The organism is Erwinia sp. OLFS4 (assembly GCF_002752165.1).
GTDB lineage: Bacteria > Pseudomonadota > Gammaproteobacteria > Enterobacterales > Enterobacteriaceae > Izhakiella.
Genome location: NZ_MOMB01000001.1, coordinates 1 through 26,841, shown reverse-complemented (window position 1 = coordinate 26,841; position 26,841 = coordinate 1). Strand labels below are relative to the sequence as shown.

Sequence of the window (26,841 nt, the reverse complement as noted above, 5' to 3'; positions counted from 1 at the left end):
TCCAGTACCATAGCGCCCTTCCTGCAACGGATAACCCCATCTTTCACATCAGCCGGCAATGATGCCAGGCGTTCAGGCCGTTGCCTGCACCGACAAAACGAGAACTGAGTTAATTATTTATGCCATTTACACTTGGTCAGCGCTGGATTAGCGACACGGAAAGCGAACTGGGATTAGGGACGGTAGTTGCCGTCGATACGCGCATGGTAACCCTGCTGTTTCCCGCCACCGGCGAAAGCCGGCTGTATGCGCGAAAAGACTCCCCGGTGACCCGCGTGATGTTCAATCCTGGCGATACCATTACCAGCCATGAAGGCTGGCAGCTGGAGGTTGAAGAAGTCAAAGAGGAAGATGGCGTGCTCACCTACCTCGGCACCCGCTGCGATAGCGGTGAACAGCATGTGACATTGCGCGAGGTCATGCTCGACAGCAAGTTGATGTTTAACAAGCCACAGGACAGGTTGTTCGCCGGACAACTCGACAGAATGGAACGCTTTGCCCTGCGTTACCGCGCCCGCCGCTATCAGAGCCAGCAGTACAGGCTGAATATTAGCGGACTGCGCGGTATGCGTACCAGTCTGATCCCCCATCAGCTGCATATTGCGCATGATGTTGGTCGTCGCCATGCTCCCCGTGTATTACTGGCAGACGAAGTGGGTCTGGGCAAAACCATTGAAGCTGGCATGATAATCCACCAGCAGCTGCTGGCAGGACGCGCCAGCCGGGTAGTGATTATCGTCCCGGAAACCTTACAGCATCAGTGGCTGGTGGAGATGCTGCGCCGTTTTAATCTGCGCTTTGCGCTGTTTGACAATGAACGTTACGCCGAAGCGCAGCAGGACAGTGCCAATCCCTTCGATACCGAACAGCTGATCATCTGCTCGCTGGATTTCGTCAAAGAAAACCAGCAACGTCTTGCGCTATTAAGCCACGCAGACTGGGACTTAATGGTGGTGGATGAAGCCCATCATCTGGCCTGGGAAGGCAATAATCCCAGTGCGGAATATCAGGTAATTGAACAGCTAGCGCAGCAAATCCCCGGCGTTCTGCTGCTAACCGCCACCCCGGAACAGCTCGGTATGGAGAGCCATTTTGCCCGCCTGCGTCTGCTCGATCCGGATCGTTTTCATGATTTTCAGCAGTTTATTGCCGAGCAGAAAAATTACCGTCCGGTGGCGGATGCCGTCGCCGACCTGCTGGCGGATAAAACCCTCGATCAGCAGGCACTCAACCGTCTCAACGATCTGGTCGGCGAGCAGGACATTGAACCGCTGCTTCAGGTTGCCAATGGACAAGGTGAAGGCAAAACGGCGGCGCGGCGTGAACTGATTGCCATGCTGATGGATCGCCATGGCACCAGCCGGGTCCTGTTTCGCAATACCCGCAGCGGCGTGAAGGGGTTTCCACACCGTCAGCTGCATGCCATCCGGCTGCCGCTGCCCAGCCAGTATCAGACGGCAATGAACGTCTCAGGCATTATGCATGGTACGCAAAACCTTCAGCAACGCGCGCGCGATATGCTCTATCCGGAGCAAATATACCAGGCACTGGAAAAAGAAAACGCCACCTGGTGGCACTTCGATCCCCGCGTTGACTGGCTGATGGGTTTTCTTACCAGTAACCGTCAGCAAAAAGTTCTGGTCATTTGTGCCCGGGCGGAAACGGCACTTCAGCTTGAACAAGTCCTGCGTGAACGGGAAGGTATTCGCGCGGCAGTATTCCATGAAGGTCTGTCTATTATTGAACGCGATCGCGCGGCCGCCTGGTTTGCTGCCGAAGAAGAAGGCGCCCAGGTACTGTTATGTTCAGAAATTGGCTCGGAAGGCCGCAATTTTCAGTTTGCCAGTCAGATGGTGATGTTTGATTTACCCTTTAATCCCGACCTGCTGGAACAGCGCATCGGCCGGCTGGATCGCATCGGACAGGCACATGACATCCAGATCCAGGTGCCTTATCTGGAAAAAACTGCTCAGGCGGTGTTACTGCGCTGGTACCACGAAGGGCTGGATGCCTTTGAACATACCTGTCCTGGCGGGCGTACCCTCTACGATCAGGTCTATGACTCACTGATCGGCTTCCTGGCAGATCCGCAGAACGACGCCGGGCTGGATACCTTTATTCAGACCTGCCGCCAGCAGCATAATCAGTTAAGGCAACAGCTGGAACAAGGACGCGACCGTTTGCTGGAACTGCATTCAAACGGCGGCGAACAGGCCCAGCAACTGGCCATGCAAATTGCGCAGCAGGACAACCATATTGAACTGGTGAACTTTGCACTCAATCTGTTTGATATTGTTGGTATCAATCAGGAAGACCGCAGCGATAATCTGCTGGTTCTGACCCCGTCCGACCACATGCTGGTGCCGGATTTTCCCGGATTACCGGAAGAAGGTTGTACGATAACCTTCGATCGCAATCAGGCACTCAGTCGTGAAGATGCGCAATATATCAGCTGGGAACATCCGCTGATCCTGAACGGGCTGGATCTGATCCTCGCTGGCGAAACCGGTAGCTGCGCCCTGTCACTGCTAAAAAATAAAGCGTTACCGGTCGGCACCCTGCTGGTCGAACTGATCTACGTGGTAGAAGCCCAGGCACCGAGGCAGCTACAGCTGACACGGTTTCTGCCGCCAACCCCGGTGCGCCTGCTGCTTGATAGCAACGGCAACGATCTTGCGGCCAAAGTCGAATTTGAAAGCTTCAACCGTCAGCTGAATCCGGTTAATCGTCATACCGGCAGCAAGCTGGTGAATGCGCTACAGCAGCAGGTTCATCAGATTCTGACGCAAGGGGAAAGCCGGATAGCCAGCGCCGCGCAGACCATAATTGACGAGGCCAGTCGTGAGGCGGATGAAACCCTCAGCGCCGAACTTAACCGGCTGGAAGCCCTCAGGGCGGTTAACCCGAATATCCGTGATGACGAAGTTGCCGCGCTGGAAACCAATCGTCAGCAGGTACTTGCCAGCCTGAGTGAAGCCAGCTGGCGACTGGACGCACTGCGGCTGGTGGTGGTGACCCACCAGTAGCGCGGCGGTCTGCCAGGCAAAATAGACGTATGCACTGTCGCCAGTCAGGCGATTAACGCTGATGCCGGCTCCCTGCGGGGAGCCGGCATCACTAATGAGAGAGAATAACAATGCAGCCTTACCGGCCGCCACAGGATCCCTGGCTACACATCCTCTATCAGGATCAGCATATTATGGTGGTCAATAAACCTGGCGGTTTGCTGTCAGTCCCCGGCCGTCTTGCCGAACACAGTGACAGTATCATGACGCGCATCCAGCGGGATTTTCCACAGGCAGAGTCGGTTCACCGTCTCGATATGGCCACCAGCGGAGTGCTGGTCGTCGCATTAACAAAAGCGGCAGAACGTGAACTTAAGCGCCAGTTCCGTGAACGCGAACCGCAAAAAACCTATGTTGCACGAATCTGGGGTCACCCACAGGCAGAACAAGGACAGGTTGATTTACCCCTGATATGCGACTGGCCAAACCGGCCAAAACAGAAAGTGTGTTTTGAAACCGGCAAGCCTGCCCAGACTGAATGGTTACTGCTGGCGCGGGATAATGACAACAGTGCCCGCATCAGGCTGAAACCGATTACCGGCCGTTCTCATCAGCTACGTGTGCATATGCTGGCGATTGGTCATCCGATTCTCGGTGACGGTTTTTACGCACCGCCACAGGCCCTGGCGATGGCATCCAGCCTGCAGCTGCACGCAGAATCACTGACGATTACCCATCCCCACTATGGCACGCCAATGACTTTTCGTCAGCCCGCGCCCTTTTAATCCGCTGGCAGCGCCGGTTTATTTCAGCCCGCGTTCTCTGCGGATAAGATCGTAGGCAGCCTGAATTTTCTGCGCTTTTTGTTTGGCCATTTCCATCATTTGCGGCGGCAGCCCTTTTGCCACCAGCTTATCCGGATGATGTTCACTCATCAGTTTCCGGTAGGCGCGTTTAACGGTGGTATTGTCATCATCCGGTTTGACGCCGAGCACACTGCAGGCATCCTGCAGCGTGGGGCCTTGTGACGACTGCTGATAGCGGCCCTGATGCCCCTGCTGCTGACCGCCTGCGCCAAAATGCTGGCCACTGGTCATCATGCGCAGGAACTGCTCAAACTGCAGCCGTGAAATTCCCAGCTCTTCCGCAATAACGAAAAGAACCTGGCGTTCATTAGGATGCAGCTGACCATCAGCAAAGGCCGCCTGAATCTGAATTTCCAGAAACATACGTATCAGGTCAAAACGACCAAAACAGACGCTTTTTAATTCGCGCAGCTTTTCGCGCAAAGGAAAATCGCTTTGTTTACCTTCGCGAAAGGCCTGCTGTGCGGCGGTACGTGCCTCACCATGTAACTGCATGCGATCCATTTGCAGCGTCGCCATCTGAATATCGACGTCCGTCACGCGGCCTTTCGCTTTCGTCAGATGCCCCATTACCTGAAAGGTGGTGCGAAAAAACAGCGACTGCCGCGTCTGATTGCTGGAAAAATAGCCCTGCCGCGGCCCCGACAGCGCTTTATCAATAAAATGCCCGATGGCTATCCCGACCACCACTGCCCAGAAACCGCCTCCGCTGAGTGAACCCAGGACTAAACCAATGACTTTTCCCCAGTAGCGCATAAACTCCTCAATTCGCCATGAAACCGGCTAAAAATTGCTTTATCATACCTGTCATTTATCGCAGTGCCTAACGGCAACGTGGAAAGCAAGGATTAACACTAGCGCAACGCTGTTGAGTGAGTTAGTCTCTGACCGTTTGTCGGCCCGAAGCCAGTTATCACGGAATTTTGATACCGCGTATGAAAAAACGTTTACCTACCCTGCTGGCCACGCTGATTGGCTCTGCAATCTACAGCCAGTACGGACTTGCCGATGACCTGATGTCACAGTGCATGCTTGGCGTTCCGGAATACACCCGTCCCCTGGTGCAGGGTGATACCAATAACCTGCCGGTGACGATTAAGTCTGACAAAGCCGACGGTAACTATCCGGATAATGCCGTCTTCAATGGCAACGTTGACGTTCAGCAGGGCAACAGCCGCCTGCAGTCCGATGAAATTCAGCTGCATCAGAAAACGCAGCCTGGCCAGACCACGCCGGTGCGAACCGTGGATGCGCTGGGCCATGTTCATTACGACGATAATCAGGTGATCCTGCGCGGACCGAAAGCCTGGTCTAATCTGAACACCAAAGATACCAACGTCTGGAACGGCAAATACCAGATGGTCGGTCGTCAGGGACGCGGTGACGGCGATCAGATGAAGCTACGCGGTAACAATCGCTATACCATCCTCGAAAACGGCAGCTTCACCACCTGTCTGCCTGGCAGCAATAGCTGGAGCGTCGTGGGTTCGGAGATCATTCACGACCGTGAAGAGCAGCTGGCAGAAATCTGGAATGCCCGCTTTAAAATCGGTTCTGTCCCGGTATTTTACAGTCCCTACCTGCAGCTGCCGGTTGGCGATCGCCGTCGCTCGGGCTTTTTAATTCCTAATATCAAGTTCGGCAATACCAGCGGTTTTGAATTTGCCTTGCCCTATTACTGGAATATTGCCCCGCAGGCCGACGCAACCATTACGCCGCACTATATTGAAAAACGCGGTTTCCAGCTGCAAAACGAATTCCGTTATCTCACCGGCCTTGGCACCGGCCTGATGGAATTCGATTACATGGGAACGGATAAGGTTTATCGCGACAACATTAACAGCGGCCAGTACGCCGGAAATCCCGACAGCAGTAAACGCTGGATGTTCTACTGGCTGCATAACGGCGTGTACGACAAACACTGGCGGCTGAATGTTGACTACACCCGGGTCAGCGATCCCTACTATTTCAGCGATCTGGACTCAACCTACGGTAACTCCACCGACGGTTATGCCACGCAAAAATTCAGCCTCGGCTACGCCGATACTAACTGGGACGCAACCTTATCCAGCAAGCAATTTCAGGTTTTTCAGATTAACAGCCCCAATAACGTTTACCGTGCCGAACCTCAGCTTGATCTGAACTACTACAAAAACAATATCGGGCCGTTCGATAGCCATATTTACGCCCAGGCAGTCAAATTCACCAACGTCAATGGTGATTATCCGGACGCTACTCGCCTGCATATTGAACCGTCATTAAATCTGCCGCTGTCCAATGGCTGGGCAAGCCTGAATACCGAAACCCGGCTGATGGCAACTCACTATCAGCAGAATGACATTGACTGGTACAATAGCCAGACCGACAGCAATAACCAGCTGCGTGGCACGGTTAACCGCGTCATGCCACAATTTAAGACTGACGGTAAGCTGGTTTTTGACCGCGATATGAACTGGTCACCGGGCTACACTCAAACGCTGGAACCGCGTTTGCAGTATCTCTATATCCCTTATCGTAACCAGAGCAACATCAATATTTACGACTCCACCCTGCTGCAAAGCGACTACAGCGGCCTGTTCCGCGACCGCACCTACAGCGGGCTGGATCGCATTGCCTCGGCCAATCAGCTCACCAGCGGCGTCACCACCCGAATTTATGATGACAATCTGGTTGAACGTTTTAACGCTTCCATTGGTCAAATCTATTCGTTCACGCCATCGCGTACCGGCGTGAGCAACAGCTACTACGATGCCAACAAAGACAACACTGGCAGCGTTGTCTGGGCAGGTGATAGCTACTGGAAGATCAGTGATTTCTGGTCAACGCGCGGGGGCTTACAGTATGACGATCGGCTGAGTACCGTCACCACCGGTAACGCGGTGCTGGAGTATCGTCGCGATGCCGATCGAATGATACAGCTGAACTACCGATATACCAGCCCGAAATATATTCAGGCGACGTTGCCCAATATCCAGAACCCGGGCTATCAACAGGGTATTTCGCAGGTCGGCACTACCGCCAGCTGGCCCATTGCTGACGCCTGGTCGGTGGTGGGTGCCTGGTATTATGACACGAAAGCAAGGCAACCTGCCGATCAGCTGCTCGGCATACAGTACAGCTCCTGCTGTTACGCTATTCGCATCGGTTACGAACGTAAGATCACCAATTGGGATTACACCAGGAATGAAAGTAAGTATGACAATAAAATATCGTTCAACATTGAACTTCGCGGCCTGAGCCCTGACTACAGTCTGGGCACGGATAAGATGCTGCGTCAGGGCATTCTGCCTTACCAGCCCGCGTTCTGATTGTGATGATTGACCCGTTAACCTGCAGTGCAGACAAACGAATGGAAAATGTATGAAGATCTGGAGAATGTTGATTCTCGGCCTGGCGCTTAGCGCTAACGTCGCGTTAGCAGCCCCACAAGTAGTTGATAAAGTTGCCGCCGTGGTAAATAACGGTGTGGTATTGGAAAGTGACGTTGACGGCATGATGCAGTCAGTGAAAAATCAGGCGCGTGAAGCAGGTCAACAGCTTCCGGACGATCGTACGCTGCGTCATCAGATCCTGGAAAAGCTGGTGATCGACCAGATTCTGCTACAGATGGCAAAACAGGCCGGTGTTCAAATCGGTGATGCCCAGGTGGACCAGGCGATTGCCAACATCGCCGGACAAAATCACATGTCAATGGATCAGCTGCGTAGCCGGCTGGCTTACGATGGCATGAATTACAACACCTACCGCGAGCAAATCCGCAAAGAGATGGCGATTGCCGAAATTCGTAACAACGAAGTTCGCCGTCGCATCACTATTTTGCCACAGGAAGTGGATGCCCTGGCAAAGCAGGTTTCCGACCAGAACGATGCCGGTGCCGAATTTAACCTGAGCCAGATTCTGCTACCTCTGCCGGAAAACCCGAACCAGCAGCAGGTTGACGATCAGGAAAAGCTGGCTCGCCAGCTGGTAGGTGAAGCCAAAAAAGGTGACGATTTTGGCAAGCTGGCCATCACTTATTCTGCTGACCCGGCAGCGCTTAAAGGCGGCAACATGGGCTGGGGGCGCTTACAGGAAATTCCTTCACTGTTTGCTCAGGCGCTGATTACTGCGAAAAAAGGCGACATTATCGGTCCGATTCGTTCCGGCGTCGGTTTTCACATTCTTAAAGTCAACGACATCCGCAACAACAGCAAAAGCCTGTCGGTTACCGAAGTGCATGCCCGACACATTCTGCTGCGAACTTCACCGGTCATGAATGACGATCAGGCACGGGCCAAACTGGAACAGATCATTGCTGATATTCACAGTCACAAGCTGGATTTTGCCAACGCTGCCCGCGAATATTCACAGGATCCTGGCTCTGCCAATCAGGGTGGCGATCTCGGCTGGAGTTCACCGGAAATGTTTGATCCGGCCTTCCGTGATGCGCTGCTGAAGCTGAAAAAAGGCGAGCTAAGCGCGCCGGTACACTCTTCTTACGGCTGGCACCTGATTCAGCTGCTTGACACCCGTCGCGTTGATAAGACCGATGCGGCGCAAAAAGAACGTGCCTACCGCCTGCTGTTTAACCGTAAGTTTGCCGAAGAAGCGCAAACCTGGATGCAGGAGCAGCGTGCCGGGGCTTACGTGAAAATTCTCGACCCGAATGCGCAATAACGCGCGGGTAGTCATCACGCCCGGCGAACCCGCCGGGATTGGCCCCGACCTGACGCTGCAACTCGCGCAGCGTGACTGGCCGGTAGAGCTGGTAGTCTGTGCCTCCCCCGAGCTGCTGCGTCAGCGGGCAAAACAGCTGAACCTTCCCATTACACTGCGAGAGTATCAGCCTGCACATGCCCCACGTCCTCAGCAGGCTGGTACCCTGACGATACTGCCGGTTGAGCTACCCTGTCCGGTTGTTGCCGGGGAACTGTGCGTGGCTAACAGCCATTACGTGCTGGCCACGCTAACGCGCGCCTGCGATGGCTGTCTTACCGGGGAATTTGCCGCCCTGATAACCGGCCCGGTTCATAAGGGCGTGATTAACGACGCCGGCATTGCTTTTAGCGGCCATACCGAATTTCTTCAACAACGTGCTGGCTGCTCACGTGTCGTCATGATGCTGGCCAGCGGCCAGCTGCGCGTGGCGCTGGCAACCACTCATTTGCCGCTGAAAGACGTTTCGGCCGCCATTACCCGGCAGACGCTGCATGAAGTGATTCATATCCTGCATCACGATTTGCAAGTGAAGTTTGCTAAAACCCAGCCCCATATTCTGGTGTGTGGCCTTAACCCCCATGCCGGCGAGGGGGGGCATATGGGCCGGGAAGAGATCGATACCCTTATTCCGGTGTTAAACGAACTCCGGCAGCAGGGAATGCAGCTGACGGGCCCGCTGCCAGCAGATACGCTGTTTCAGCCTAAATACCTGAAAAATGCTGATGCAGTGCTGGCGATGTATCACGATCAGGGCCTGCCAGTGCTAAAATATCAGGGATTCGGCCGGGCGGTGAATATCACGCTTGGTCTGCCATTTATCCGCACCTCGGTCGACCACGGTACAGCGCTTGAGCTGGCCGCTAAGGGCGAAGCAGACGCGGGTAGCTTTATTACGGCGCTTAACCTCGCCATCAGTATGATAAAAACCGGTCATGAATAATCGTGTTCATCAGGGCCATCTGGCCCGTAAACGCTTTGGTCAGAATTTTCTGAACGATAGCTATATTATTGACAGCATCGTCGCTGCCATTCAGCCACAAAAACAGCAGGCAATGGTGGAAATTGGTCCCGGCCTCGGCGCCCTGACCGAACCGGTCGGCGAAAAACTCGATGCGCTCACGGTCATTGAACTTGACCGCGACCTGGCTGCACGCCTGCAAACTCATCCGTTTCTCGGGCCTAAACTAACCATCTTTCAGCAGGATGCGATGGATTTTGACTTCGCGGCCTATGCCCGTGAAAAAGGGCAATCGTTGCGGGTATTCGGCAATCTGCCTTACAACATTTCAACGCCGCTGATGTTTCACCTTTTCAGCTATGCTGGTGCCATTCAGGACATGCATTTTATGCTACAAAAAGAGGTGGTAAACCGTCTGGTGGCCGGACCTGGCAGCAAAGCTTATGGCCGCCTGAGCGTAATGGCCCAGTATTACTGTCAGGTGATTCCGGTACTTGAAGTCCCGCCAGAGTCGTTTACACCGGCGCCAAAAGTGGACTCAGCGGTGGTACGCCTGGTTCCCCATGCAACGCTCGCGCACCCGGTCGAGGATATCCGTAAGCTGAGTCATATTACCACGACGGCCTTTGGTCAGCGGCGTAAAACGCTGCGTAATTCACTGGCGACACTGTTCAGTGCTGACGCGCTGGATGCGCTGAATATCGATGCCACCTTACGGGCGGAAAATCTCAGCGTCGCGCAATACTGTCAGTTAGCAAACTGGCTAAGCAGCCACCAGGCGGCAGGAGAATAACAGCATGAATGAGTCCTCCCGTATTTGTGTTCAGGTTCAGAGCGTTTATGTTGCCTCACAGTCGCTACCAGACGAAGAGCGTTATGTATTCGCCTATACGATTACCCTGCGCAACCTCGGGCACGATGATGTTCAGCTGCTTAACCGCTACTGGCTTATCACCAACGGCAACGGCCGGGAAACCGAAGTCCAGGGCGAAGGGGTGATTGGTGAACAACCGCATATCGCCGCCGGCAGCGAGTTTCAGTACACCAGTGGAGCGGTGCTGGAAACGCCTATCGGCACTATGCAGGGTTATTATGAAATGCAGGACATGCAGGGCCAGCGCTTCAAGGTAGAGATCCCGGTATTTCGCCTTGCGATTGCGTCCTGCATTCATTAACAGATAACCTGTTTCTTTCATCGTACAGCGACCGCCGCTGCCGCATTGGGATTTGCGCATGAGTACTTATTTAATCGGGGATATACACGGTTGCTTTGATGAACTGCAATCGTTGCTGCAGCAGGTAAGTTTTAATCCACAGCAGGATACGCTGTGGCTGACGGGAGATTTGGTAGCGCGCGGCCCCGCCTCCCTTGACGTGCTGCGCTACGTCAGGTCACTGGGAGCAGCCGTCAGGCTGGTTCTCGGCAACCATGACTTGCATTTGCTGGCCGTATACGCGGGCATTACCCGTAATAAACCCAAGGATCGCCTCAATCTGCTGCTGGAAGCCGGCGATGCCGATCAGTTAATCAACTGGCTGCGCCGCCAGCCGCTGCTGCAGGTTGATGATGAAAAAAAACTGGTGATGTCGCACGCCGGTATTACGCCACAATGGGATATTGCCACCGCCATACGCTGTGCCAGCGAAGTGGAAAAAGTGCTGGCCAGTGACAGCTACCCCCTGTTTCTTGGCGCAATGTATGGCGACATGCCGAATAACTGGTCGGAAGAGCTAACCGGCCTGTCACGCCTGCGCTTTATCAGCAATGCCCTGACGCGGATGCGCTACTGCTTTCCTAATGGTCAGCTGGATATGATTTGCAAAGAACCGCCCGGAATGGAAACACCGCCACTGAAACCGTGGTTTACCATCCCCGGCCAGGTCAGCCCGGAATATACTGTGATTTTCGGTCACTGGGCATCGCTGGAAGGTAAAGGCACTCCGCCGGGTGTCATCGGGCTGGATACCGGCTGCTGCTGGGGCGGGCCGCTCACCATGCTGCGCTGGGAAGATCGCACTTATTTCAGCCAGCCTTCTCATCGCCAGGACGCCATGGATATGTAACTGGCTGGCTGACACAAACTCTGGCGGCGGGTTATTTCACTGTCGCAATCGCCTGCGGTACTCCACCGCAGGCGGGCCTTCAGCGACGTTGCAGAATTTCCCAGCAGTATGCATGACTGTTCTTTTCATCGGCATCATGAAATTCGCTAAAAACAGCCTGCCACTCGTTGGGATTGTAATCAGGAAAGTGGGTATCGCCCTGCACGTCGACATCAATATGCGTCAGGTAGAGCCGGCTGGCCTTATCGAGAAACTGGCGGTAAATATCCCCGCCGCCGATAATCATCACCTCATCCACCTCTCCTGCAGCCACCAGCGCATCATGCAGCGAGCGGACCCAGATCGCCCGACTGTCATCACCGGGCTGGCGACTGATAACAATGTTGGTTCTGCCTGGTAGCGGGCGGCCAAGCGACTGCCAGGTGCGTCGCCCCATAATCACAGGTTTATTCAGGGTCTGTTTTTTAAACCAGGCCAGATCCGCCGGCAGATGCCATGGCATGGCATTGTCCAGACCTATTACACGATCCGCCGCCATCGCGGCAATCAGACTTATTATCATCCGTCAGCTCACAAGGTGAAAAATTCGCGCCATGATACGCAAAGGTGAAAGCGCCGTCGATAGCCAGTACGAGGATAACACCGCCGGCGGCGGCGACCTGTCTTTGCGCAAAAAATGGTGTGGCTACCTCACAGACATCAGCTCGCCCGACTGCCTGGCTCTTAGCCTCTCTTCTCCCGGCGTAATACCGAAATAACGCTTAAATTCACGGGAAAACTGCGAAGCGCTTTCATAGCCAACCCGCATCGCCGCCGCGCTGGCTTTTAACCCCTCATGCAACATCAATGTGCGCGCCTGATGGAGACGATAACTTTTCAGATACTGTAACGGCGACGTGCTGGTGACCGCTTTAAAGTTATGGTGAAATGCCGACACGCTCATATTCACTTCTGACGCCAGCAGCTCAACGCTAAGATTATCAGCATAGTGACTTTCAATGCGCCGCAGTGCGCGAGCAATCTGGCTGAACTGAGTCTGACGGCTGACCATCGCCAGCAGCGCCCCACCGCAAGGGCCCAGTAAGACATAGTAAAGCATTTCCCGTACCAGCTGCGGCCCGAGAACTCTGGCATCCAGCGGATGAAACATGACGTCCAGCAGACGTTCGGCGGCACACAGCATCTCTTCGGTCAAATCGGCAGAATGGATACCGCGCGACAAGGGCTGTGGATGAAAGCTGCTGTCATCGCCAATGTCCATCAGCAAATCCTGCAGTTTCAGGTTATCGACCCGTAAAAAAATACCGGCCAGGGGCTCCTGTGGCGAAGCAAAGGTTTCGCATTCAAACGGCAGCGGCACCGTCAGCATCAGATAGCGCGTAGCATTGTAATGGAAGACGGTATCACCGAGATAACCGGTTTTGCGGCCACGGAACAGAATGACAATTCCCTGCTGATACATCACCGGAGTGCGCGCGCTGGGACTGTCGGCATAGATCAGCGTAACATCCGGCACCGCCGCCTGTGATTGCCGGCACGGTGTCATCAGCCTGCCCACCTGCTGCGCCAGCCGGTGGCAAATTTCCGATCTGTCCATTCGCGTTCCTCTGTTCAGTGGCTGGAACCTTATCATATCACTATTCTTGATTCTGCTTTACTTAGCAGGATCAGGCAATATTATTGGCCAAAATAATCGCAAAAACTGACTGTTCACACGCCGCAACAAAGTTCTCTCCAACAGGCGGATATTTCACAGCTAAACTTAATTCAGCTATAACAGGGCGCCATGCGCCGGGCGGATGACAGAAAAAGGAGTGACAATGACGACAGAACAACCAATGATCAAACTGCATGATGGCAGCATGATGCCGCAGCTTGGCCTGGGCGTCTGGCAGGCCAGCATTGAACAGGCAAAAAATGCGGCACTGAAAGCACTGGATGTCGGTTACCGTTCAATAGATACCGCGACCTTCTATAAGAACGAAGAAGGTATCGGTCAGGCATTACAGGAGACCTGCCTGCCACGGGAAGATATTTTCATTACCACTAAGCTATGGAATGACGATCAGCACAATGCGCCTGCCGCTCTGGAAACCAGCCTGAAAAAGCTGCAACTTGAGCAGGTTGATCTCTACCTGTTGCACTGGCCCTGTCCGGGCAAAGATAAGTATGTCTCCGCCTGGAAGCAGCTCATTGACCTGCAAAAACAGGGGCTGACTAAAAGCATCGGTGTCTGTAACTTCAATGAGTCACATATCAAACGCCTGATTGATGAAACCGGCGTGGTGCCGGTGATTAATCAGGTCGAACTGCACCCGATGTTACAACAGCGCACGTTGCACGCCTGGAATGCCATGCACCAGATCCAGACTGAATCCTGGAGTCCGCTGGCACAGGGTGGCAAAGGGGTGTTTGATCAGCCAGTGATTAAAAATCTGGCGAAAAAATATGGCAAAACGCCAGCACAAATTGTGATTCGCTGGCATCTCGACAGTGGTCTGGTGGTAATACCCAAATCGGTAACGCCGGCGCGTATTGAAGAGAATTTTGCGGTATTTGATTTCCGTCTGGAAAAAACCGAGATCGGCCAGATAACCACCCTCGACAGCAACAAACGCCTCGGCCCCGATCCGGAAGAGTTCAATTAATTCGCTGAGCGGGCGTCAGAATACGGTGACCGGCAATTTCGTCCTGGGCTATGCTTTTTCCAGAGCGACTGCCGACAGGCTGTCTGATCTCCCCGCTCACCTTTTGCCGGCAACAGGCCGGCTCAGGGCGTCGGGATCACCAGCAGCTGCCCTGCCGAACCACGATCGGCCATTTCCAGCGTCTGGCTGTAATAAAGAAAGGGTAAATGCTCTGACGAAGGCTGATCAAACGCAACCAGCAGTTCCACATCACCGTCCACCCACACCGTGTCTTTCCAGCCGCTGTCCTCAGCCAGCGCCGGTGCGCCATTCACGCTTTTCACCAGGAAACGGACCCCTTGTATATGAAAAGACTGTGGCAGATCGGCATGGATGATCCAGCGTTCAAAAACCCCTTGTTGCGTCTGCACGTCTGTGCGCCGCATGTCCCATAACGCACCGTTTATGCCGGGCTGGCGATCGCCAAGCCGAAACTCACGGGTACGGCTAATCGCCCCTTCCAGCAACTGGTCCGCCAGCAAGCGCATCGGCAGATTGCTGGTAACCAGCGGCAGTAAACCGGTCGGACGCAGGGTCAGCACCAGGGTATTCATCAGGCTGGTGGAAGGCTGAAAGAAACCGCGCAGGCGCTCCATCAACCCGGGCGCCTCTCCGGCGGTAATTGACACCTCATTACCCTGACTCATATCCACCAGAATATCCCGCCGCTCACCGGGTGCCAGCGGAAGCTGCTGGATGTTAAGCGGTGCCGGCAGATAGCCCTGATCGCTGGTGATCACGGTGAAGGGGCGGTTGTCACTCATTGTCAGTTCAAAACGGCGGGCATTTGAGGCATTTAGCAGGCGCAGGCGCACCCAGCCGCGGGAAACTTCAACATAAGGATTTTGTATGCCATTTACCAGCAGAGTATCACCGGCAAATCCACCGTCAGACGGCGGGTTATACAGCGCCGCACCAAAACTATCCAGTCGCTTATCCTGAATAATCAGCGGAAAATCATCAACACCATAGTGATTAGGCAGCTGCAGGGCGCGGCTCATCTCATCCTCTACCAGCCACATACCGGCCAGGCCATTGTAGACATGGGGCGCCATACGATTTGGCGTGGTGGCGTGGTACCAGCAGGTCGCTGCCGGCTGACTCACCGGTATCACCGGCGCCCAGTCCGCACCGGTTGACATCTGACGCGGCGCGCCTCCTGCCAGCGCGCCGGGAACCTGCAGGCCGCTGACGCTCATGGCGACCGGTTCCGGCAGGCGATTGCTCCAGACCAACTTCACGTCATCGCCGCTCCAGACCCGTACCGTCGGTCCAAGATACTGGCCGTTAATTCCCCAGACCAGAGTTTTATTGCCGTGACTGCCGGAAAAAGACCAGTGACTGCGCTGCAACGTCAGAAATATTGGCTGTCCGCGGCGCGACTCAATCAGCGGCGGGACCGGTAAAGGGTTGCCCCCGGCACTGGCGCGCGCGGAAACAGGCAGCAGCGAGGCACACAGTGCCGTGCCGGATGCCTGAATAAACTGACGTCGACTAAGAGACATAAGTACTCCATACTGCCACAGCGCCATCAGGCGCTGCTTCCATTTTCTAAGATAGTAAAGCTGAGCTGGGCGTTATTACGAATCCACAGCAAGCGCCTGTCGCTTATATATTACCACTGGCTTCACGCTCGGCGACTTCAGCGTTCAGCGCATCCAGTCTGGCAGACATTAACTCGCGGCAATGAGTGGCAAGTTTACGCACCGACTCTTTTTCAAACGCCCGGGTGTCGATGGGAGGCATCATTTCAACAATAACCAGGCCGTTACGCCGGCGATTCAGCTTTATTTTTTCGTGCGTATTAGTCACCACCACCGGAATAATCGGCACCCCGGCGGCAAGTGCTGCATGAAAAGCCCCGGTTTTAAAAGGTAACAGCCCGCGTCCGCGACTGCGGGTTCCTTCAGGGAACATCCAGAACGAGATAGTTTTCTTTTTAAACTGCTCTACCACCTGAGTAATAGTAGTGTGCGCTTTGGCACGGTTATCGCGGTCGATAAGCAAATTGCCGGTCAGCCAGTAAAGCTGACCAAAAAAAGGGATCCACAACAGGCTCTTTTTACCCACAGTGACGGTGTTCGGTTGCACAATATTAGCCGCGGTAATCATATCGTAATTATTCTGATGATTAGCGATATAAATTGCGTTAGGAAAATGGCCTGCACCGGGAGGTAAACGGGTTTCCACCTTCACACCAAACAGCGGCGACAGCCGGCCAAACATCCGGCCAAAACGCGCCACATGGTTAGGCTGTCGTGGTGTAAATAAGCACCAGATACAACCAAAAACGCACACCAGAATTGAATAGATAACCACGACGACAATACGGAAAAGTGCCAGCATTCCAACCCTCAATTTTTATTGCTATCCGGAGGCGCCGACGGGCAGAGAGACTGCCCAACGGCATCAGGCTATCAACGCCACCCTGCCGGGCGGGCGAGCACAGCCCCCCCTGCCCGACGCACGACGTTATCCGGCATCATCACCGGTTATTTCAGCCGGCTGTCCCGGATCTTCAACATCCACCCGATCAATACGCTGCAGACCGCGTGGCAGCAGAGTACCCCGACGGCCGCGCTCAGCCCGGAACTTCGCCAGATCTTCCGCTTTCAGCGTCAGCTTGCGCTTGCCAACGTGCAGCGTAATGGCGCTGTGTGGCGCAAGCAGCAACAGCCAGGCAAGGCCGTCTTCACCGGAGGCGGCCTGGGCGGAAGGAATAGAGATAATTTTATTGCCTTTCCCTTTCGCCAGCTGTGGCAATTCATTCACCGGGAACGTCAGCATGCGGCCGGCTTTGGTGATCGCCAGCAGCAAAATATCCTCACTGGCAATGGCCACCGGCGGCATCACTTTCGCATTCTGAGGTAAAGTCAGTAACGCTTTACCGGCGCGGTTACGTGAAATCAGGTCGCTGAACGTACAGACAAAACCATAGCCTGCGTCGGAGGCCATCAGCAGTTTCTGCTGTTCCGCCTCCATTAACACCTGTTCGACAACGGCGCCGGGCGGCGGCGTGAGTTTGCCGGTTAACGGCTCACCCTGGCCGCGTGCCGAAGGCAACGTGACCGGATCAAGGGCATAACTACGTCCGGTTGAATCGATAAATACCACCGGCTGATTGCTTTTTCCTCTTGCCGCCGCACGGAAACTGTCGCCGGCTTTATAACTCAGCCCTTGCGGGTCAATATCATGCCCTTTGGCACTGCGTACCCAGCCCATTTGCGAAAGAACAATGGTCACCGGTTCTGAAGGCACCAGTTCGGCTTCACTGATAGCTTTTGCCTCACCACGCTCACGCAGCGGGGAACGACGATCGTCCCCGTATTTCTCGCTGTCTGCCTGCAACTCTTTTTTCAGCAGTGCGTCCATTTTCCGTTCAGAGGCCAGTACTGCCTGGATACTGTCACGCTCTTTTTCCAGCTCAGCCTGCTCGGCGCGGATTTTCATCTCTTCCAGCTTCGCCAGATGACGTAGTTTCAGCTCAAGGATGGCTTCCGCCTGAGTTTCGGTGATGGCAAAACGCGCCATCAGCACCGGTTTCGGTTCATCCTCAGTGCGAATAATATGGATAACCTCGTCAATATTGAGAAAGGCCACCAGTAAACCATCAAGGATATGCAAACGCCGCAGCACTTTATCCAGACGATAATTGAGACGCCGGCGCACCGTATCACGGCGAAAAACCAGCCATTCACGCAGAATTTCCAGCAGGTTTTTTACCGACGGACGATTATCCAGCCCAATCATATTGAGGTTAATGCGATAACTTTTTTCCAGATCGGTAGTGGCAAACAGGTGATTCATCACCGGTTCCATATCAACCCGGTTAGAACGGGGTACCAGCACCAGCCGCGTCGGATTTTCGTGATCGGATTCGTCCCGTAAATCTTCAACCATGGGCAGCTTTTTATTACGCATCTGGCTGGCAATCTGCTCCAGCACGCGTGCGCCGGACACCTGGTGCGGCAGCGCGGTAATGACGATGGCACCGTCCTCTTTTTTCCATACCGCGCGCTGACGTACTGAACCACGACCACTCTGATAGATCTTTCGAATCTCCTCGCGCGGCGTAATAATTTCGGCTTCAGTTGGAAAATCGGGGCCATGAACGATATCCAGCAGCGCTTCGAGACTGGTTTCCGGGCGGTCAATCAGCTGTATTGTGGCAGCAGCAATCTCACGCAGGTTATGTGGCGGAATATCGGTCGCCATCCCCACCGCAATGCCGGTTGTGCCATTAAGCAGAATATTAGGCAAGCGTGCCGGCAGCATGCGGGGTTCGTCCATGGTACCGTCAAAGTTAGCCACATAGTCGACCGTGCCCTGGCCGAGCTCACCCAGCAGCACTTCAGCATATTTCGATAACCGCGATTCGGTATAACGCATGGCCGCAAACGATTTAGGATCGTCCGGAGCCCCCCAGTTACCCTGACCATCCACCAGCGGATAGCGATAAGAAAAAGGCTGCGCCATCAGCACCATGGCTTCATAACAGGCACTGTCGCCATGCGGATGATATTTACCTAATACATCGCCGACGGTACGCGCTGACTTTTTATATTTTGCGCTGGCGTTCAGTCCCAGTTCAGACATGGCATAGACAATACGGCGCTGAACCGGTTTCAGGCCATCACCAATATAGGGAAGCGCCCGGTCCATAATGACGTACATGGAATAATCCAGATACGCTTTTTCAGTAAACTTATGCAGGGCGAGACGCTCTCCCCCATCATGCGTCAATTCACTCATTACTGTTTTATCCTCGGCAAAACGCTGGTTGCGCGACGCTGGCAGATTTGACGAGGATAGTACCTTATCTGACGCACTTAGTCACAAACTACCCGCAGCGCCGGTGGGACAATCCTCGTACCCGTAGCGGGTCACCGGCGCAACCCTGAGCGGGGTTATTATTGCTCAGGCGCCCGGTCAGACGACAAAAAATTATAGGCTATTCCTCTGCTGGAGCGCCCGTCAGACGCCTTTACCAAACCCCGGCGGTGTATTCAGGGGAGGGGTGTTGGTGGCGTCTATCAGCACTTTCATAACGCCCGCCAGTTTCCAGCCATGACCGCTCTGCCAGTATTCATCTGCAATGATGAGATCAAACCACCGGACTAGGCACGTGATATTGACGTTATCAGACTCATCTCAGACTGATTTTTGTTTAAATAAAACAGAACCAATCGTGGAGGCCTCACCATGTTAACCGTTATTGCCGAAATCTGTGTTCATCCCGGTCAGCGCGCCCGGGTAATACAGGCCATCGAACACATTACGCCGACGGTATTGAATGAAGAAGGTTGCAGCAAATACCAGCTCCTGGTAGACCACGTTTCCCAGGTCCCCTGGAAACAACACTCTCCACATTCCATTTTTATGCTGGAGCACTGGGAATCACTGCGCCATCTGGAAAAACACCAGCAGGCTCCCCATATGGAAGCCCATCGCGCAAATATCAAAGATGATGTGATAGCGGTGAAAATTTTCGTGTTGCAGCCGGTGAATGGCCAGGAGCCAGCGAGCCACGTCGCCGGCGGATAAACACTAATTCAGTCAATCTGATGCAGCGTTTGCTACGCTGCATCAGAGAAGGCCCCAGCTTGCTTTTCACATAGCTGAGCGCAATAAAAAAGCCAATACCCGCCACATGCGCATTCAGCTGGTTATACCCGCCACCGGCATAACCACCTGCAATATTGCACTTAATTGATGAAAAAAGTTAACAGGATAAAAAAATATATGCATGCCTGTCGCGGGCCGGTAATAAACAAAAAAAACCAAGTACTGGCAACAATCCGACCTGGAATACGCCACGAAAAACAAAAAAACTAAAATAATTTTAAACAGTCATCAACGCAATCAGCTCGGCAAAATATTGCCGACTCAATAAGCGTGTTACGCCGCTGAATAAATAACCCACGCAATGTAAAATAATACAACCCTCTTATTTTTTAGTTTTTCATCTCACTTTATTTCATATTCACAGCCACCTGCCAGTAAAAGCAGGTAACTATGCTGACGGGAAACCTTGTTGATCATTTGTTTGCTTAAAACGCTTTTCTCTCACAAAAACAAGAACAAAACATAAACAAATCACATAAATTTTCTCTATTTCTAAGATATCTGCCGGCTGTAAAATCAGAATTTTTGAAATATTCATATAAATAAAGGTTTGATATTAATCTATTTCAATCAAATAGTTATAAATAGCTGAGCGATAAAACTTGAAAGAGAAAAACATTCAAAATGTCAATTTTAATGGGTGCAAGCTATTAGTTTGAGTTATTAACAATATTTTGAGACGCATGTACTTTTCTTAATTACAGGCTAAAATCGCGGCGAATAGGGATTGTTATCGTTCAGGGAGGGGTAATTTGACTGTGACAAAAGACTCCTCAGCATGTTACATTTTGACACGTAATCAGATAACGGAAAGGTTGAATAAGCAGAACTATGATTTTGATGAGATTGATGATATTCTTATTTTTCTCAAGTTAGTGTGTCACAGTCAACCGGACGACAGTGACTATCTCTATATCAGAAGCAAGTTGGGTTTATGCCTGTCTTTGCATGACAATAAAAGCAGTTTTTTTATTCCGCTGCGGGAACTTGCAACGGAACTTGACTGTATTATAAGAAGTTACATCCGGCGGGTTAATTACCGGGTGAATGACTAAAAAAGGTAATGGTAATGTTGTACCTTTCCAGCGCAGGCCTTTATTTCATGCCTGATCAGGCAGGCATGAAATAAAGATGTAGTTCATCAGCGCGGCACTTATGATTAACTATATTTATATCACCGGCTTTATGGACAGAGCCGACAGACCATTCTGCGGGATGCATAAATGATACTTTACACTGACTGATTTTCTTCGCACATGCTCTGGGTAATGCCGTTGTTTTTTTTACGGGGTAAATTTATGACAGCACGTATCCCCCGTTAATTTTCGCGCCCGGCCTGCTGGACAAAATAAATTTATCGTTCAAGGATAAAGCGGATACCTGTTCAGGCTTCCCGTTGCTGAAGTGCGTATATTTATACTGAGCATTATCTTTTACCTTTATTTTAAGGGGAAAGTGCTGCCTGTTTTATCGCCTGTCACGGGTGCAAATACGTTTTACCACGTCAGCAGCATTAGCGCCGTCATCGCACAAAAAGAAAAATATGAAATAACCCTGTTGTTGTTCACCGCTATCGACAGTTTCTGTTTGCTGACCTTATGGACAAGGTTAGCTGGCTGTTTGACAGGATGTTCAGGCTATTTCGCGTCGGTACAGGCCGGACGAAATAGGATTTTTAATGGAATGTATTTATTAATACGGGAATACACAATGAAACTGAATAAAGTGGCCGTTATTTTTGGCACCATGATGATAATGTCCGCCGGGATCGCGCACGCCGCAGACGGTGATGGCGGAGGTGGCGATAAAAAAACCACGACGGTCAGCGGTGGAACCGTACACTTCCGCGGTAGCCTGGTGGATGCGGCCTGTGCGGTCAGCTCTGACTCCTCCGATCAAATTGTCACAATGGGCCAGTACACCCTGCACCATTTCAAGAAAATTGGTGATAAATCCGGTTCTGTTCCCTTCAAAATTAAGCTGGAAGATTGTGACAGCACCGTCGCCAGCACGGCGGCAATGGCTTTTATCGGACAGCAGGATTCGGTCAAAAAAGATCTGCTGGCTATCGATACCGGTTCGGGTAATACCTCAACCGCTACCGGAGTCGCTATTCAGATTCTGGATGAATCATCCAAAGCACTGACCCCCGATGGTGCCACCTTCTCAACGCCACACAAGCTGATTGATGGTATGAACATCCTGAGTTTCTCCGCTCAGTACGTTTCCACCAGCGCAACGCCGACGGCAGGTGAAGCCAACGCTGACGCGACTTTTATCATGCAGTATCAGTAAATTGCTGCAACCAAGGCGTGTCCCCGGTCGATGTTTTTCCGGCCGGGGCGTTCAGGCGAGGTGATCCATGCGTCCCTGTCATGCTGGCTGCATGCTGGCTGTGTTGTTAAGTCTGATAGCAATGACGGGCAATGCAGCTGGCCGTCATATCCGTCACCACGTGGTAACCATCAAAGGTGGCGAACTGCATCTGCGCGGCTCACTGACCGAAGGCACCTGCGTGATATCAGCAGAACGCCGGGATATGCAAATAGATATGGGCCGTTACCGTACTGATGATTTTACCGGCGTTGGAAGTTTGTCCGCAGTGAGGATCCCGTTTGATATTCATCTGACCGCCTGTAATCAGCCGTTGGCAGGAAACATCAGCGTCAGCTTTTACGGCGCAACCGCGCCCAGGTCGCCGGATCTGTTTCTGGTGACCTCTGACGACGGAAACGCAGCTGGACTGAGTGACAGCACCCATGACAGTGGACTGGGTCTGCAGCTATCCGACAGCGCCGGCGACCCGATCATCCCAAATCACACTGCGGGGATGTCTCTGTTACCCCTCGCCGGCAACACCATTATGCATTTCACTGCCCGCTACCAGGCAACAGCCCGTCACCCACGGCCTGGTGAATTGCGCAGCGAAGTCTGGTTCAGGCTGGTTTATCCCTGACGGTCAGCCGTTATTCTATTTTACAGGTATCAACATCATGAGGTTCACTACAAGCGTTATTTTTCTGGCACTGATTACCGTCAGTCTGGCTGGCGTCAGCAGCGCCTTTGCCGGCGGCATTGGCCTTGGCGCAACGCGGGTGATCTACCCGGAATCAGCCAACCAGGCATCACTGTCGGTGACCAACAGCGACCCACACGAACGTTATCTTATTCAGACCTGGGTTGAAGACCAGCAAGGTAATAAAGTTCGTGACTTTATCGTTACGCCACCGTTGTTTGCCTCTGCGCCGAAAAGCGAAAACACCCTGCGTATCCTGTACACCAGCAGCCCGCTGCCACAGGACCGGGAAAAAGTCTACTGGATGAGCGTTAAGGCGATACCGGCCATCGACAAAGAAGCCATTAAAGGAAAGAACACGCTGCAACTGGCAATTTTGTCACGCATCAAACTGTTTATGCGCCCGGACAAGCTGGCAATGAGTAAAACAGAAGCCTCCCGGCATTTGCGTTTTCAGCAAAGCGCTGGCCGGCTGACCATCACCAATCCGACGCCTTACTACGAAACCCTGGTCAATTTAACGGTCGCGGGTAAAAAATTGCCAAATACCATGGTCTCGCCCCGGTCACAGAAAACGCTGACGCTACCAGCCGGTACGACAGGCAGCGTTCGCTTTCAGAGCGTCAACGATTATGGCGCACTGACCAGCCCGCAAATTGGCCAGCCATAACGCGGCCTGAAACGGCCATCCGGAGTAATCAGCAGTGAACCATTCCGCCGTACATGACAGAGTCAGACGCGTTAATTCGCGCTGTCGCTTGTCCGCGCTTGCGCTGGCGATTATCGCCGGATGTGCCCAGGGCGCTGACTGGTTCAACCCGGCCTTCCTGTCGGGAAACGGACAGGAAGTCGCCGATCTGTCACGTTTTGAAAGCGGGGCCGGCCAGGCACCGGGGGTATACCGGGTGGATGTGTGGCTAAACGATCGGTTTATCACCACCCACAGCGTTCGCTTTGAGGCAGAAAAACCGCCGCTCGCGTCGGAGAAAACCAGCCAGGAAAAAACAAAAGCCAACGGCGATAATACCGGACTGGTGCCCTGTCTGACACTAAAATGGCTGAAACGACTGGGAATAAACAGCCAGCAGGTGGCGGCATTACAAAATCTGCACGACGATGATCCACAGTGTCTCGACTTCAGAACGCTGTTTCCCGGTGCACAATCCTACTACGATTTTTCCACTCAGCGTCTTAATCTGTCATTTCCTCAGGCAGTTATCCGCAATAGCGTAGAAGGTTACATTCCTCCCGCAGAATGGGATGAGGGGATTAACGCCGCGCTGCTGAACTACACCCTGAACGGCGACCAGGGAACTGGCGGTAAAAATTATTTTCTCAATCTTAACGGCGGACTGAACCTCGGCCCATGGCGCCTGCGCCACAACGCTTCCTGGAGCTACTCAGATTACCAGGGCCATCGCAGCAACAGATGGCAGAATATTTCCACTTTTATTCAGCGGGCGGTGGTGCCGTTGAAAAGCGAGCTGGTGATAGGCGATAGCAACAGTGACGGCGCGATTTTTGACAGCCTCGGCTTTCGCGGTGTGCGGCTTTTTACCTCCGACCCGATGTATCCCGATAGCCAGCAGGGTTACGCGCCGACTGTCAGAGGCGTCGCCTCCGGCCGCTCAAAAGTCACTATCCGCCAGAATGGCTATGTCATTTATCAGGACACGGTGCAGGCCGGCGCCTTTGAAATCAGCGATCTCAATCCCACTTCCGCGAGCGGTGACCTCGATGTCACGGTAGAAAGCGACGCCGGTGACGTCCAGCACTATACGGTGCCCTACTCCACGGTCCCGTTGCTGCAGCGTGAGGGACGGATTAAATACGAGCTGATTGCCGGACGCTACCGCAGTGGCGCACAGGGCAAAAACGCACCGGTATTCCTGCAGGGTACCCTGGCACGGGGTTTCAGCGGGGGTTATACCCTGTATGGCGGCACGCAACAGGCCAATCGTTACCAGTCGCTTGTCGCCGGTATCGGGCAGAATCTCGGTAACTGGGGCGCGGTTTCCGCCGACCTGACCAGCGCCTGGAGCAGACTGGCCGATAACAGCCGCCATCAGGGACAATCGCTGCGTTTTCTGTATAACAAATCCCTGAATAGCCTCGGTACCAACTTCCAGTTACTGGGCTATCGCTACTCCACCCGCGGATTTTACACCCTTGATGAAGTCGCCTGGAATGCAATGGAAGGTTATCAGTATGCCTGGAAAGAGGACGATGAAGGCTATAACTATGCCCCACAGAGTTACCACAATCTGCGCCGTAGCCGGAAAGGCCGCTTTCAGGTAAACATTTCCCAGCAGCTTGGCAAACTGGGGTCGCTGTACCTGTCGGGCAGTCAACAAACCTACTGGAATTACGCTGGAAAAGACCAATGGTATCAGGCGGGTTTCTCCAGTGACTGGCACGGCATCAGTTATAACCTTTCCTATGCGGTGAGTCACAGCACCGGGCTGGCCGAAAACAGTCGTCTGCTCTCGATCAACCTCTCGATCCCGCTGAACCATTTCCTCTTCCCGGATAGTTCTGAACATGGGGCAATGGACAGCATGTACGCAACGGCACAAACCACCCGCGATCAGGATGGCGTCACACGCATGCAGACCGGGGTAAGCGGTTCATTGTTAAAGTCGCATAACCTTAATTACAGCGTGATGCAGGAACACAGTAACAGGACGGGTAACAGTGGCACTGCCAGTGCTTCACTGCGAGGCGGCTACGGCCAGGGCAGTGCAGCCTACAGTTACAGCCGTCATAACCACCATATAAACTGGAGTCTCTCGGGGGGCATAGTGGCCCATGCCAACGGACTGACCTTTAGCCAGGAACTCGGTGATACCAACGTTCTGATTAAAGCGCCTGGTGCTAAAGACGTGCGGGTAGAAAATGCCAACGGCGTGAAAACCGACTGGCGAGGCTACACCGTGCTGCCTTATGCCATGATGTACCGCCGTAATCGGGTGGCGCTGGATGTCAACTCCCTGGATATGCACACCGAAGTGGATGACAACGTAAAAAGCGTGGTACCGACACTGGGTGCACTGGTGCGCGTGGTATACGGGACGCATACCGGCGTACGCGCCCTGCTGACGCTCTTACATCATGGTCGTCCGCTACCTTTCGGCGCCGTCGTCACCGAAAAACCATCCGGTGCCAGCGGGATAGTCAACGAATCCGGCCAGGTCTATCTTACTGGCATCGCTCTGTCTGGCCAGCTGGAGGTAGTGTGGGGCCAAGGTCCTGCAGAGCGATGTAACATGACCTACCAGCTGCCTGCCGGCAGTGAAAAAAAAGCGGTCGCGCAGATGACAATTAATGAATAAGGAAAAAGATATGCTATTGCTCAGGCGTATTACTGCTCTTTCCTGCCACAACACTGCAATAAAAATAAGCGCTCTGCTTTTAACGGCTATCGTCACGCTTTTTAGCGCAATACCTTCTGCCAGGGGGACAAGCGGAGGCTATTGCGTCAAGGGGTGTGGTCCTTTAAGTACGCAAATTACCGCAAATTTAACCCATGAAGAGAATAAAACTGGCTATCAGATCAATAGTCAGGAAATTATAGGAAACTATATTACCATAAACTATCGCCAGGGAATCTATCATGGTGGTGAGGAATGGTTTATCTATCCTGGCCAGTCAATTCCAGCAGCCGGCACTATACCTTCCACCTGGCAATTCAATAAAGTCGATGATTATATTTCGGTGGCAATAAAAGAACAGGATAACTGCGGGGGTGATGCCTCCAATTAGTAGAACATGTGTTTCTCGATAAACGCTCCAATGACTTTTTCGTGGATCTCAACTGAGCGCGAAAAGCAGATTGTTTTACGAGCCAACCGTTTAATGCGGGTGCGGAGCGTCAGGTTATTACGTTCAATGCGTTGGGTGAAAATTTTGCCCGTCAGATGCT

22 protein-coding genes are annotated in these 26,841 nt (G+C 53.1%); 15 read left to right on the top strand and 7 right to left on the bottom strand.

Annotated features, from left to right (window positions below; translation table 11 throughout):
• Positions 1-119: 119 nt before the first annotated feature.
• Positions 120-3,026: an RNA polymerase-associated protein RapA gene (gene rapA / locus BL249_RS00115; RefSeq protein ID WP_099706399.1), complete on the top strand. Its 2,907-nt coding sequence runs from the start codon at positions 120-122 to the stop codon at positions 3,024-3,026.
• A gap of 110 nt (positions 3,027-3,136) precedes the next feature.
• Complete coding sequence (gene rluA, locus BL249_RS00110) at positions 3,137-3,790, top strand: bifunctional tRNA pseudouridine(32) synthase/23S rRNA pseudouridine(746) synthase RluA (protein WP_446717706.1); 654 nt, start codon at positions 3,137-3,139, stop codon at positions 3,788-3,790.
• 18 nt (positions 3,791-3,808) lie between these two features.
• Here the strand turns inward: rluA and djlA are convergent, their stop codons facing one another.
• Positions 3,809-4,627 carry a co-chaperone DjlA gene (gene djlA / locus BL249_RS00105; protein ID WP_099706397.1) on the bottom strand — a complete coding sequence of 273 codons (819 nt, stop codon included), beginning with the start codon at positions 4,625-4,627 and terminating at the stop codon, positions 3,809-3,811.
• Between the two features lie 179 nt (positions 4,628-4,806).
• Between djlA and lptD the strand changes: the two genes are divergently transcribed.
• Genes lptD through apaH form a run of 6 tightly spaced genes read left to right on the top strand, consistent with a single transcriptional unit; the run spans position 4,807 to position 11,591 of the window.
• On the top strand, positions 4,807-7,179 hold the full coding sequence (gene lptD / locus BL249_RS00100; protein WP_099706396.1) for an LPS assembly protein LptD: 2,373 nt from the start codon (positions 4,807-4,809) through the stop codon (positions 7,177-7,179).
• Between the two features lie 52 nt (positions 7,180-7,231).
• A complete protein-coding gene (surA, locus tag BL249_RS00095) occupies positions 7,232-8,527 on the top strand; it encodes a peptidylprolyl isomerase SurA (RefSeq protein ID WP_099706395.1) in 1,296 nt (431 codons plus the stop codon).
• On the top strand, positions 8,517-9,509 hold the full coding sequence (pdxA, locus tag BL249_RS00090) for a 4-hydroxythreonine-4-phosphate dehydrogenase PdxA (RefSeq protein ID WP_099706394.1): 993 nt from the start codon (positions 8,517-8,519) through the stop codon (positions 9,507-9,509). Before surA ends, pdxA begins: the two co-directional genes overlap by 11 nt.
• Entirely contained in the window at positions 9,502-10,320 is an 819-nt protein-coding gene (rsmA, locus tag BL249_RS00085; protein ID WP_099706393.1) for a 16S rRNA (adenine(1518)-N(6)/adenine(1519)-N(6))-dimethyltransferase RsmA, read from the top strand. The genes pdxA and rsmA overlap by 8 nt, the downstream gene beginning before the upstream one ends.
• 4 nt (positions 10,321-10,324) lie before the next feature.
• Positions 10,325-10,702, top strand: coding sequence for a Co2+/Mg2+ efflux protein ApaG (gene apaG, locus BL249_RS00080; RefSeq protein WP_099706392.1), 378 nt, complete (start codon positions 10,325-10,327; stop codon positions 10,700-10,702).
• 58 nt (positions 10,703-10,760) lie between these two features.
• Positions 10,761-11,591: a bis(5'-nucleosyl)-tetraphosphatase (symmetrical) ApaH gene (gene apaH, locus BL249_RS00075; RefSeq protein ID WP_099706391.1), complete on the top strand. Its 831-nt coding sequence runs from the start codon at positions 10,761-10,763 to the stop codon at positions 11,589-11,591.
• Between the two features lie 79 nt (positions 11,592-11,670).
• On the opposite strand, the gene folA is transcribed toward apaH, so the two are convergent.
• Both folA and BL249_RS00065 read right to left on the bottom strand, forming a co-directional pair.
• Positions 11,671-12,153, bottom strand: coding sequence for a type 3 dihydrofolate reductase (gene folA / locus BL249_RS00070; protein ID WP_099706390.1), 483 nt, complete (start codon positions 12,151-12,153; stop codon positions 11,671-11,673).
• Between the two features lie 123 nt (positions 12,154-12,276).
• A complete protein-coding gene (locus BL249_RS00065; RefSeq protein WP_099706389.1) occupies positions 12,277-13,188 on the bottom strand; it encodes an AraC family transcriptional regulator in 912 nt (303 codons plus the stop codon).
• A gap of 223 nt (positions 13,189-13,411) precedes the next feature.
• Between BL249_RS00065 and dkgA the strand changes: the two genes are divergently transcribed.
• Positions 13,412-14,239: a 2,5-didehydrogluconate reductase DkgA gene (gene dkgA, locus BL249_RS00060; RefSeq protein ID WP_099706388.1), complete on the top strand. Its 828-nt coding sequence runs from the start codon at positions 13,412-13,414 to the stop codon at positions 14,237-14,239.
• 122 nt (positions 14,240-14,361) lie between these two features.
• On the opposite strand, the gene ftsP is transcribed toward dkgA, so the two are convergent.
• The 3 genes from ftsP to parC form a co-directional block, all read right to left on the bottom strand.
• Positions 14,362-15,783 carry a cell division protein FtsP gene (ftsP, locus tag BL249_RS00055; RefSeq protein ID WP_099706531.1) on the bottom strand — a complete coding sequence of 474 codons (1,422 nt, stop codon included), beginning with the start codon at positions 15,781-15,783 and terminating at the stop codon, positions 14,362-14,364.
• A 103-nt stretch (positions 15,784-15,886) separates the two neighbouring features.
• Positions 15,887-16,624, bottom strand: coding sequence for a 1-acylglycerol-3-phosphate O-acyltransferase (locus BL249_RS00050; protein ID WP_099706387.1), 738 nt, complete (start codon positions 16,622-16,624; stop codon positions 15,887-15,889).
• 126 nt (positions 16,625-16,750) lie between these two features.
• On the bottom strand, positions 16,751-19,030 hold the full coding sequence (gene parC, locus BL249_RS00045) for a DNA topoisomerase IV subunit A (protein WP_099706386.1): 2,280 nt from the start codon (positions 19,028-19,030) through the stop codon (positions 16,751-16,753).
• Positions 19,031-19,480: 450 nt separating this feature from the next.
• On the opposite strand from parC, the gene BL249_RS00040 reads away from it, so the two are divergent.
• The 6 genes from BL249_RS00040 to BL249_RS00010 all read left to right on the top strand — a co-directional run bounded on the left by BL249_RS00040 (position 19,481) and on the right by BL249_RS00010 (position 26,681).
• Complete coding sequence (locus tag BL249_RS00040; protein ID WP_099706385.1) at positions 19,481-19,822, top strand: putative quinol monooxygenase; 342 nt, start codon at positions 19,481-19,483, stop codon at positions 19,820-19,822.
• Between the two features lie 1,791 nt (positions 19,823-21,613).
• Positions 21,614-22,198, top strand: a complete 585-nt coding sequence (gene fimA / locus BL249_RS00030; RefSeq protein ID WP_158233104.1) for a type 1 fimbrial major subunit FimA — start codon at positions 21,614-21,616, stop codon at positions 22,196-22,198.
• Between the two features lie 67 nt (positions 22,199-22,265).
• Entirely contained in the window at positions 22,266-22,859 is a 594-nt protein-coding gene (locus tag BL249_RS00025) for a fimbrial protein (RefSeq protein WP_099706383.1), read from the top strand.
• 37 nt (positions 22,860-22,896) lie between these two features.
• Positions 22,897-23,589: a fimbria/pilus periplasmic chaperone gene (locus BL249_RS00020; protein WP_099706382.1), complete on the top strand. Its 693-nt coding sequence runs from the start codon at positions 22,897-22,899 to the stop codon at positions 23,587-23,589.
• Between the two features lie 34 nt (positions 23,590-23,623).
• On the top strand, positions 23,624-26,251 hold the full coding sequence (gene fimD, locus BL249_RS00015) for an outer membrane usher protein FimD (RefSeq protein WP_099706381.1): 2,628 nt from the start codon (positions 23,624-23,626) through the stop codon (positions 26,249-26,251).
• Positions 26,244-26,681, top strand: coding sequence for a hypothetical protein (locus tag BL249_RS00010; RefSeq protein ID WP_099706380.1), 438 nt, complete (start codon positions 26,244-26,246; stop codon positions 26,679-26,681). Before fimD ends, BL249_RS00010 begins: the two co-directional genes overlap by 8 nt.
• On the opposite strand, the gene BL249_RS00005 is transcribed toward BL249_RS00010, so the two are convergent.
• The coding region (locus BL249_RS00005) for an IS1 family transposase (RefSeq protein WP_241898819.1) at positions 26,678-26,841 on the bottom strand (164 nt) is incomplete at its 5' end. The two genes, BL249_RS00010 and BL249_RS00005, sit on opposite strands and share 4 nt — an antisense overlap.

Coding starts and splice junctions, on each gene's coding strand:
- rapA (WP_099706399.1), top strand. CDS start 120: ATGCCATTTACACTTGGTCAGCGCTGGATTAGCGACACGGAAAGCGAA.
- rluA (WP_446717706.1), top strand. CDS start 3,137: ATGCAGCCTTACCGGCCGCCACAGGATCCCTGGCTACACATCCTCTAT.
- djlA (WP_099706397.1), bottom strand. CDS start 4,627: ATGCGCTACTGGGGAAAAGTCATTGGTTTAGTCCTGGGTTCACTCAGC.
- lptD (WP_099706396.1), top strand. CDS start 4,807: ATGAAAAAACGTTTACCTACCCTGCTGGCCACGCTGATTGGCTCTGCA.
- surA (WP_099706395.1), top strand. CDS start 7,232: ATGAAGATCTGGAGAATGTTGATTCTCGGCCTGGCGCTTAGCGCTAAC.
- pdxA (WP_099706394.1), top strand. CDS start 8,517: ATGCGCAATAACGCGCGGGTAGTCATCACGCCCGGCGAACCCGCCGGG.
- rsmA (WP_099706393.1), top strand. CDS start 9,502: ATGAATAATCGTGTTCATCAGGGCCATCTGGCCCGTAAACGCTTTGGT.
- apaG (WP_099706392.1), top strand. CDS start 10,325: ATGAATGAGTCCTCCCGTATTTGTGTTCAGGTTCAGAGCGTTTATGTT.
- apaH (WP_099706391.1), top strand. CDS start 10,761: ATGAGTACTTATTTAATCGGGGATATACACGGTTGCTTTGATGAACTG.
- folA (WP_099706390.1), bottom strand. CDS start 12,153: ATGATAATAAGTCTGATTGCCGCGATGGCGGCGGATCGTGTAATAGGT.
- BL249_RS00065 (WP_099706389.1), bottom strand. CDS start 13,188: ATGGACAGATCGGAAATTTGCCACCGGCTGGCGCAGCAGGTGGGCAGG.
- dkgA (WP_099706388.1), top strand. CDS start 13,412: ATGACGACAGAACAACCAATGATCAAACTGCATGATGGCAGCATGATG.
- ftsP (WP_099706531.1), bottom strand. CDS start 15,783: ATGTCTCTTAGTCGACGTCAGTTTATTCAGGCATCCGGCACGGCACTG.
- BL249_RS00050 (WP_099706387.1), bottom strand. CDS start 16,624: ATGCTGGCACTTTTCCGTATTGTCGTCGTGGTTATCTATTCAATTCTG.
- parC (WP_099706386.1), bottom strand. CDS start 19,030: ATGAGTGAATTGACGCATGATGGGGGAGAGCGTCTCGCCCTGCATAAG.
- BL249_RS00040 (WP_099706385.1), top strand. CDS start 19,481: ATGTTAACCGTTATTGCCGAAATCTGTGTTCATCCCGGTCAGCGCGCC.
- fimA (WP_158233104.1), top strand. CDS start 21,614: ATGAAACTGAATAAAGTGGCCGTTATTTTTGGCACCATGATGATAATG.
- BL249_RS00025 (WP_099706383.1), top strand. CDS start 22,266: ATGCGTCCCTGTCATGCTGGCTGCATGCTGGCTGTGTTGTTAAGTCTG.
- BL249_RS00020 (WP_099706382.1), top strand. CDS start 22,897: ATGAGGTTCACTACAAGCGTTATTTTTCTGGCACTGATTACCGTCAGT.
- BL249_RS00010 (WP_099706380.1), top strand. CDS start 26,244: ATGAATAAGGAAAAAGATATGCTATTGCTCAGGCGTATTACTGCTCTT.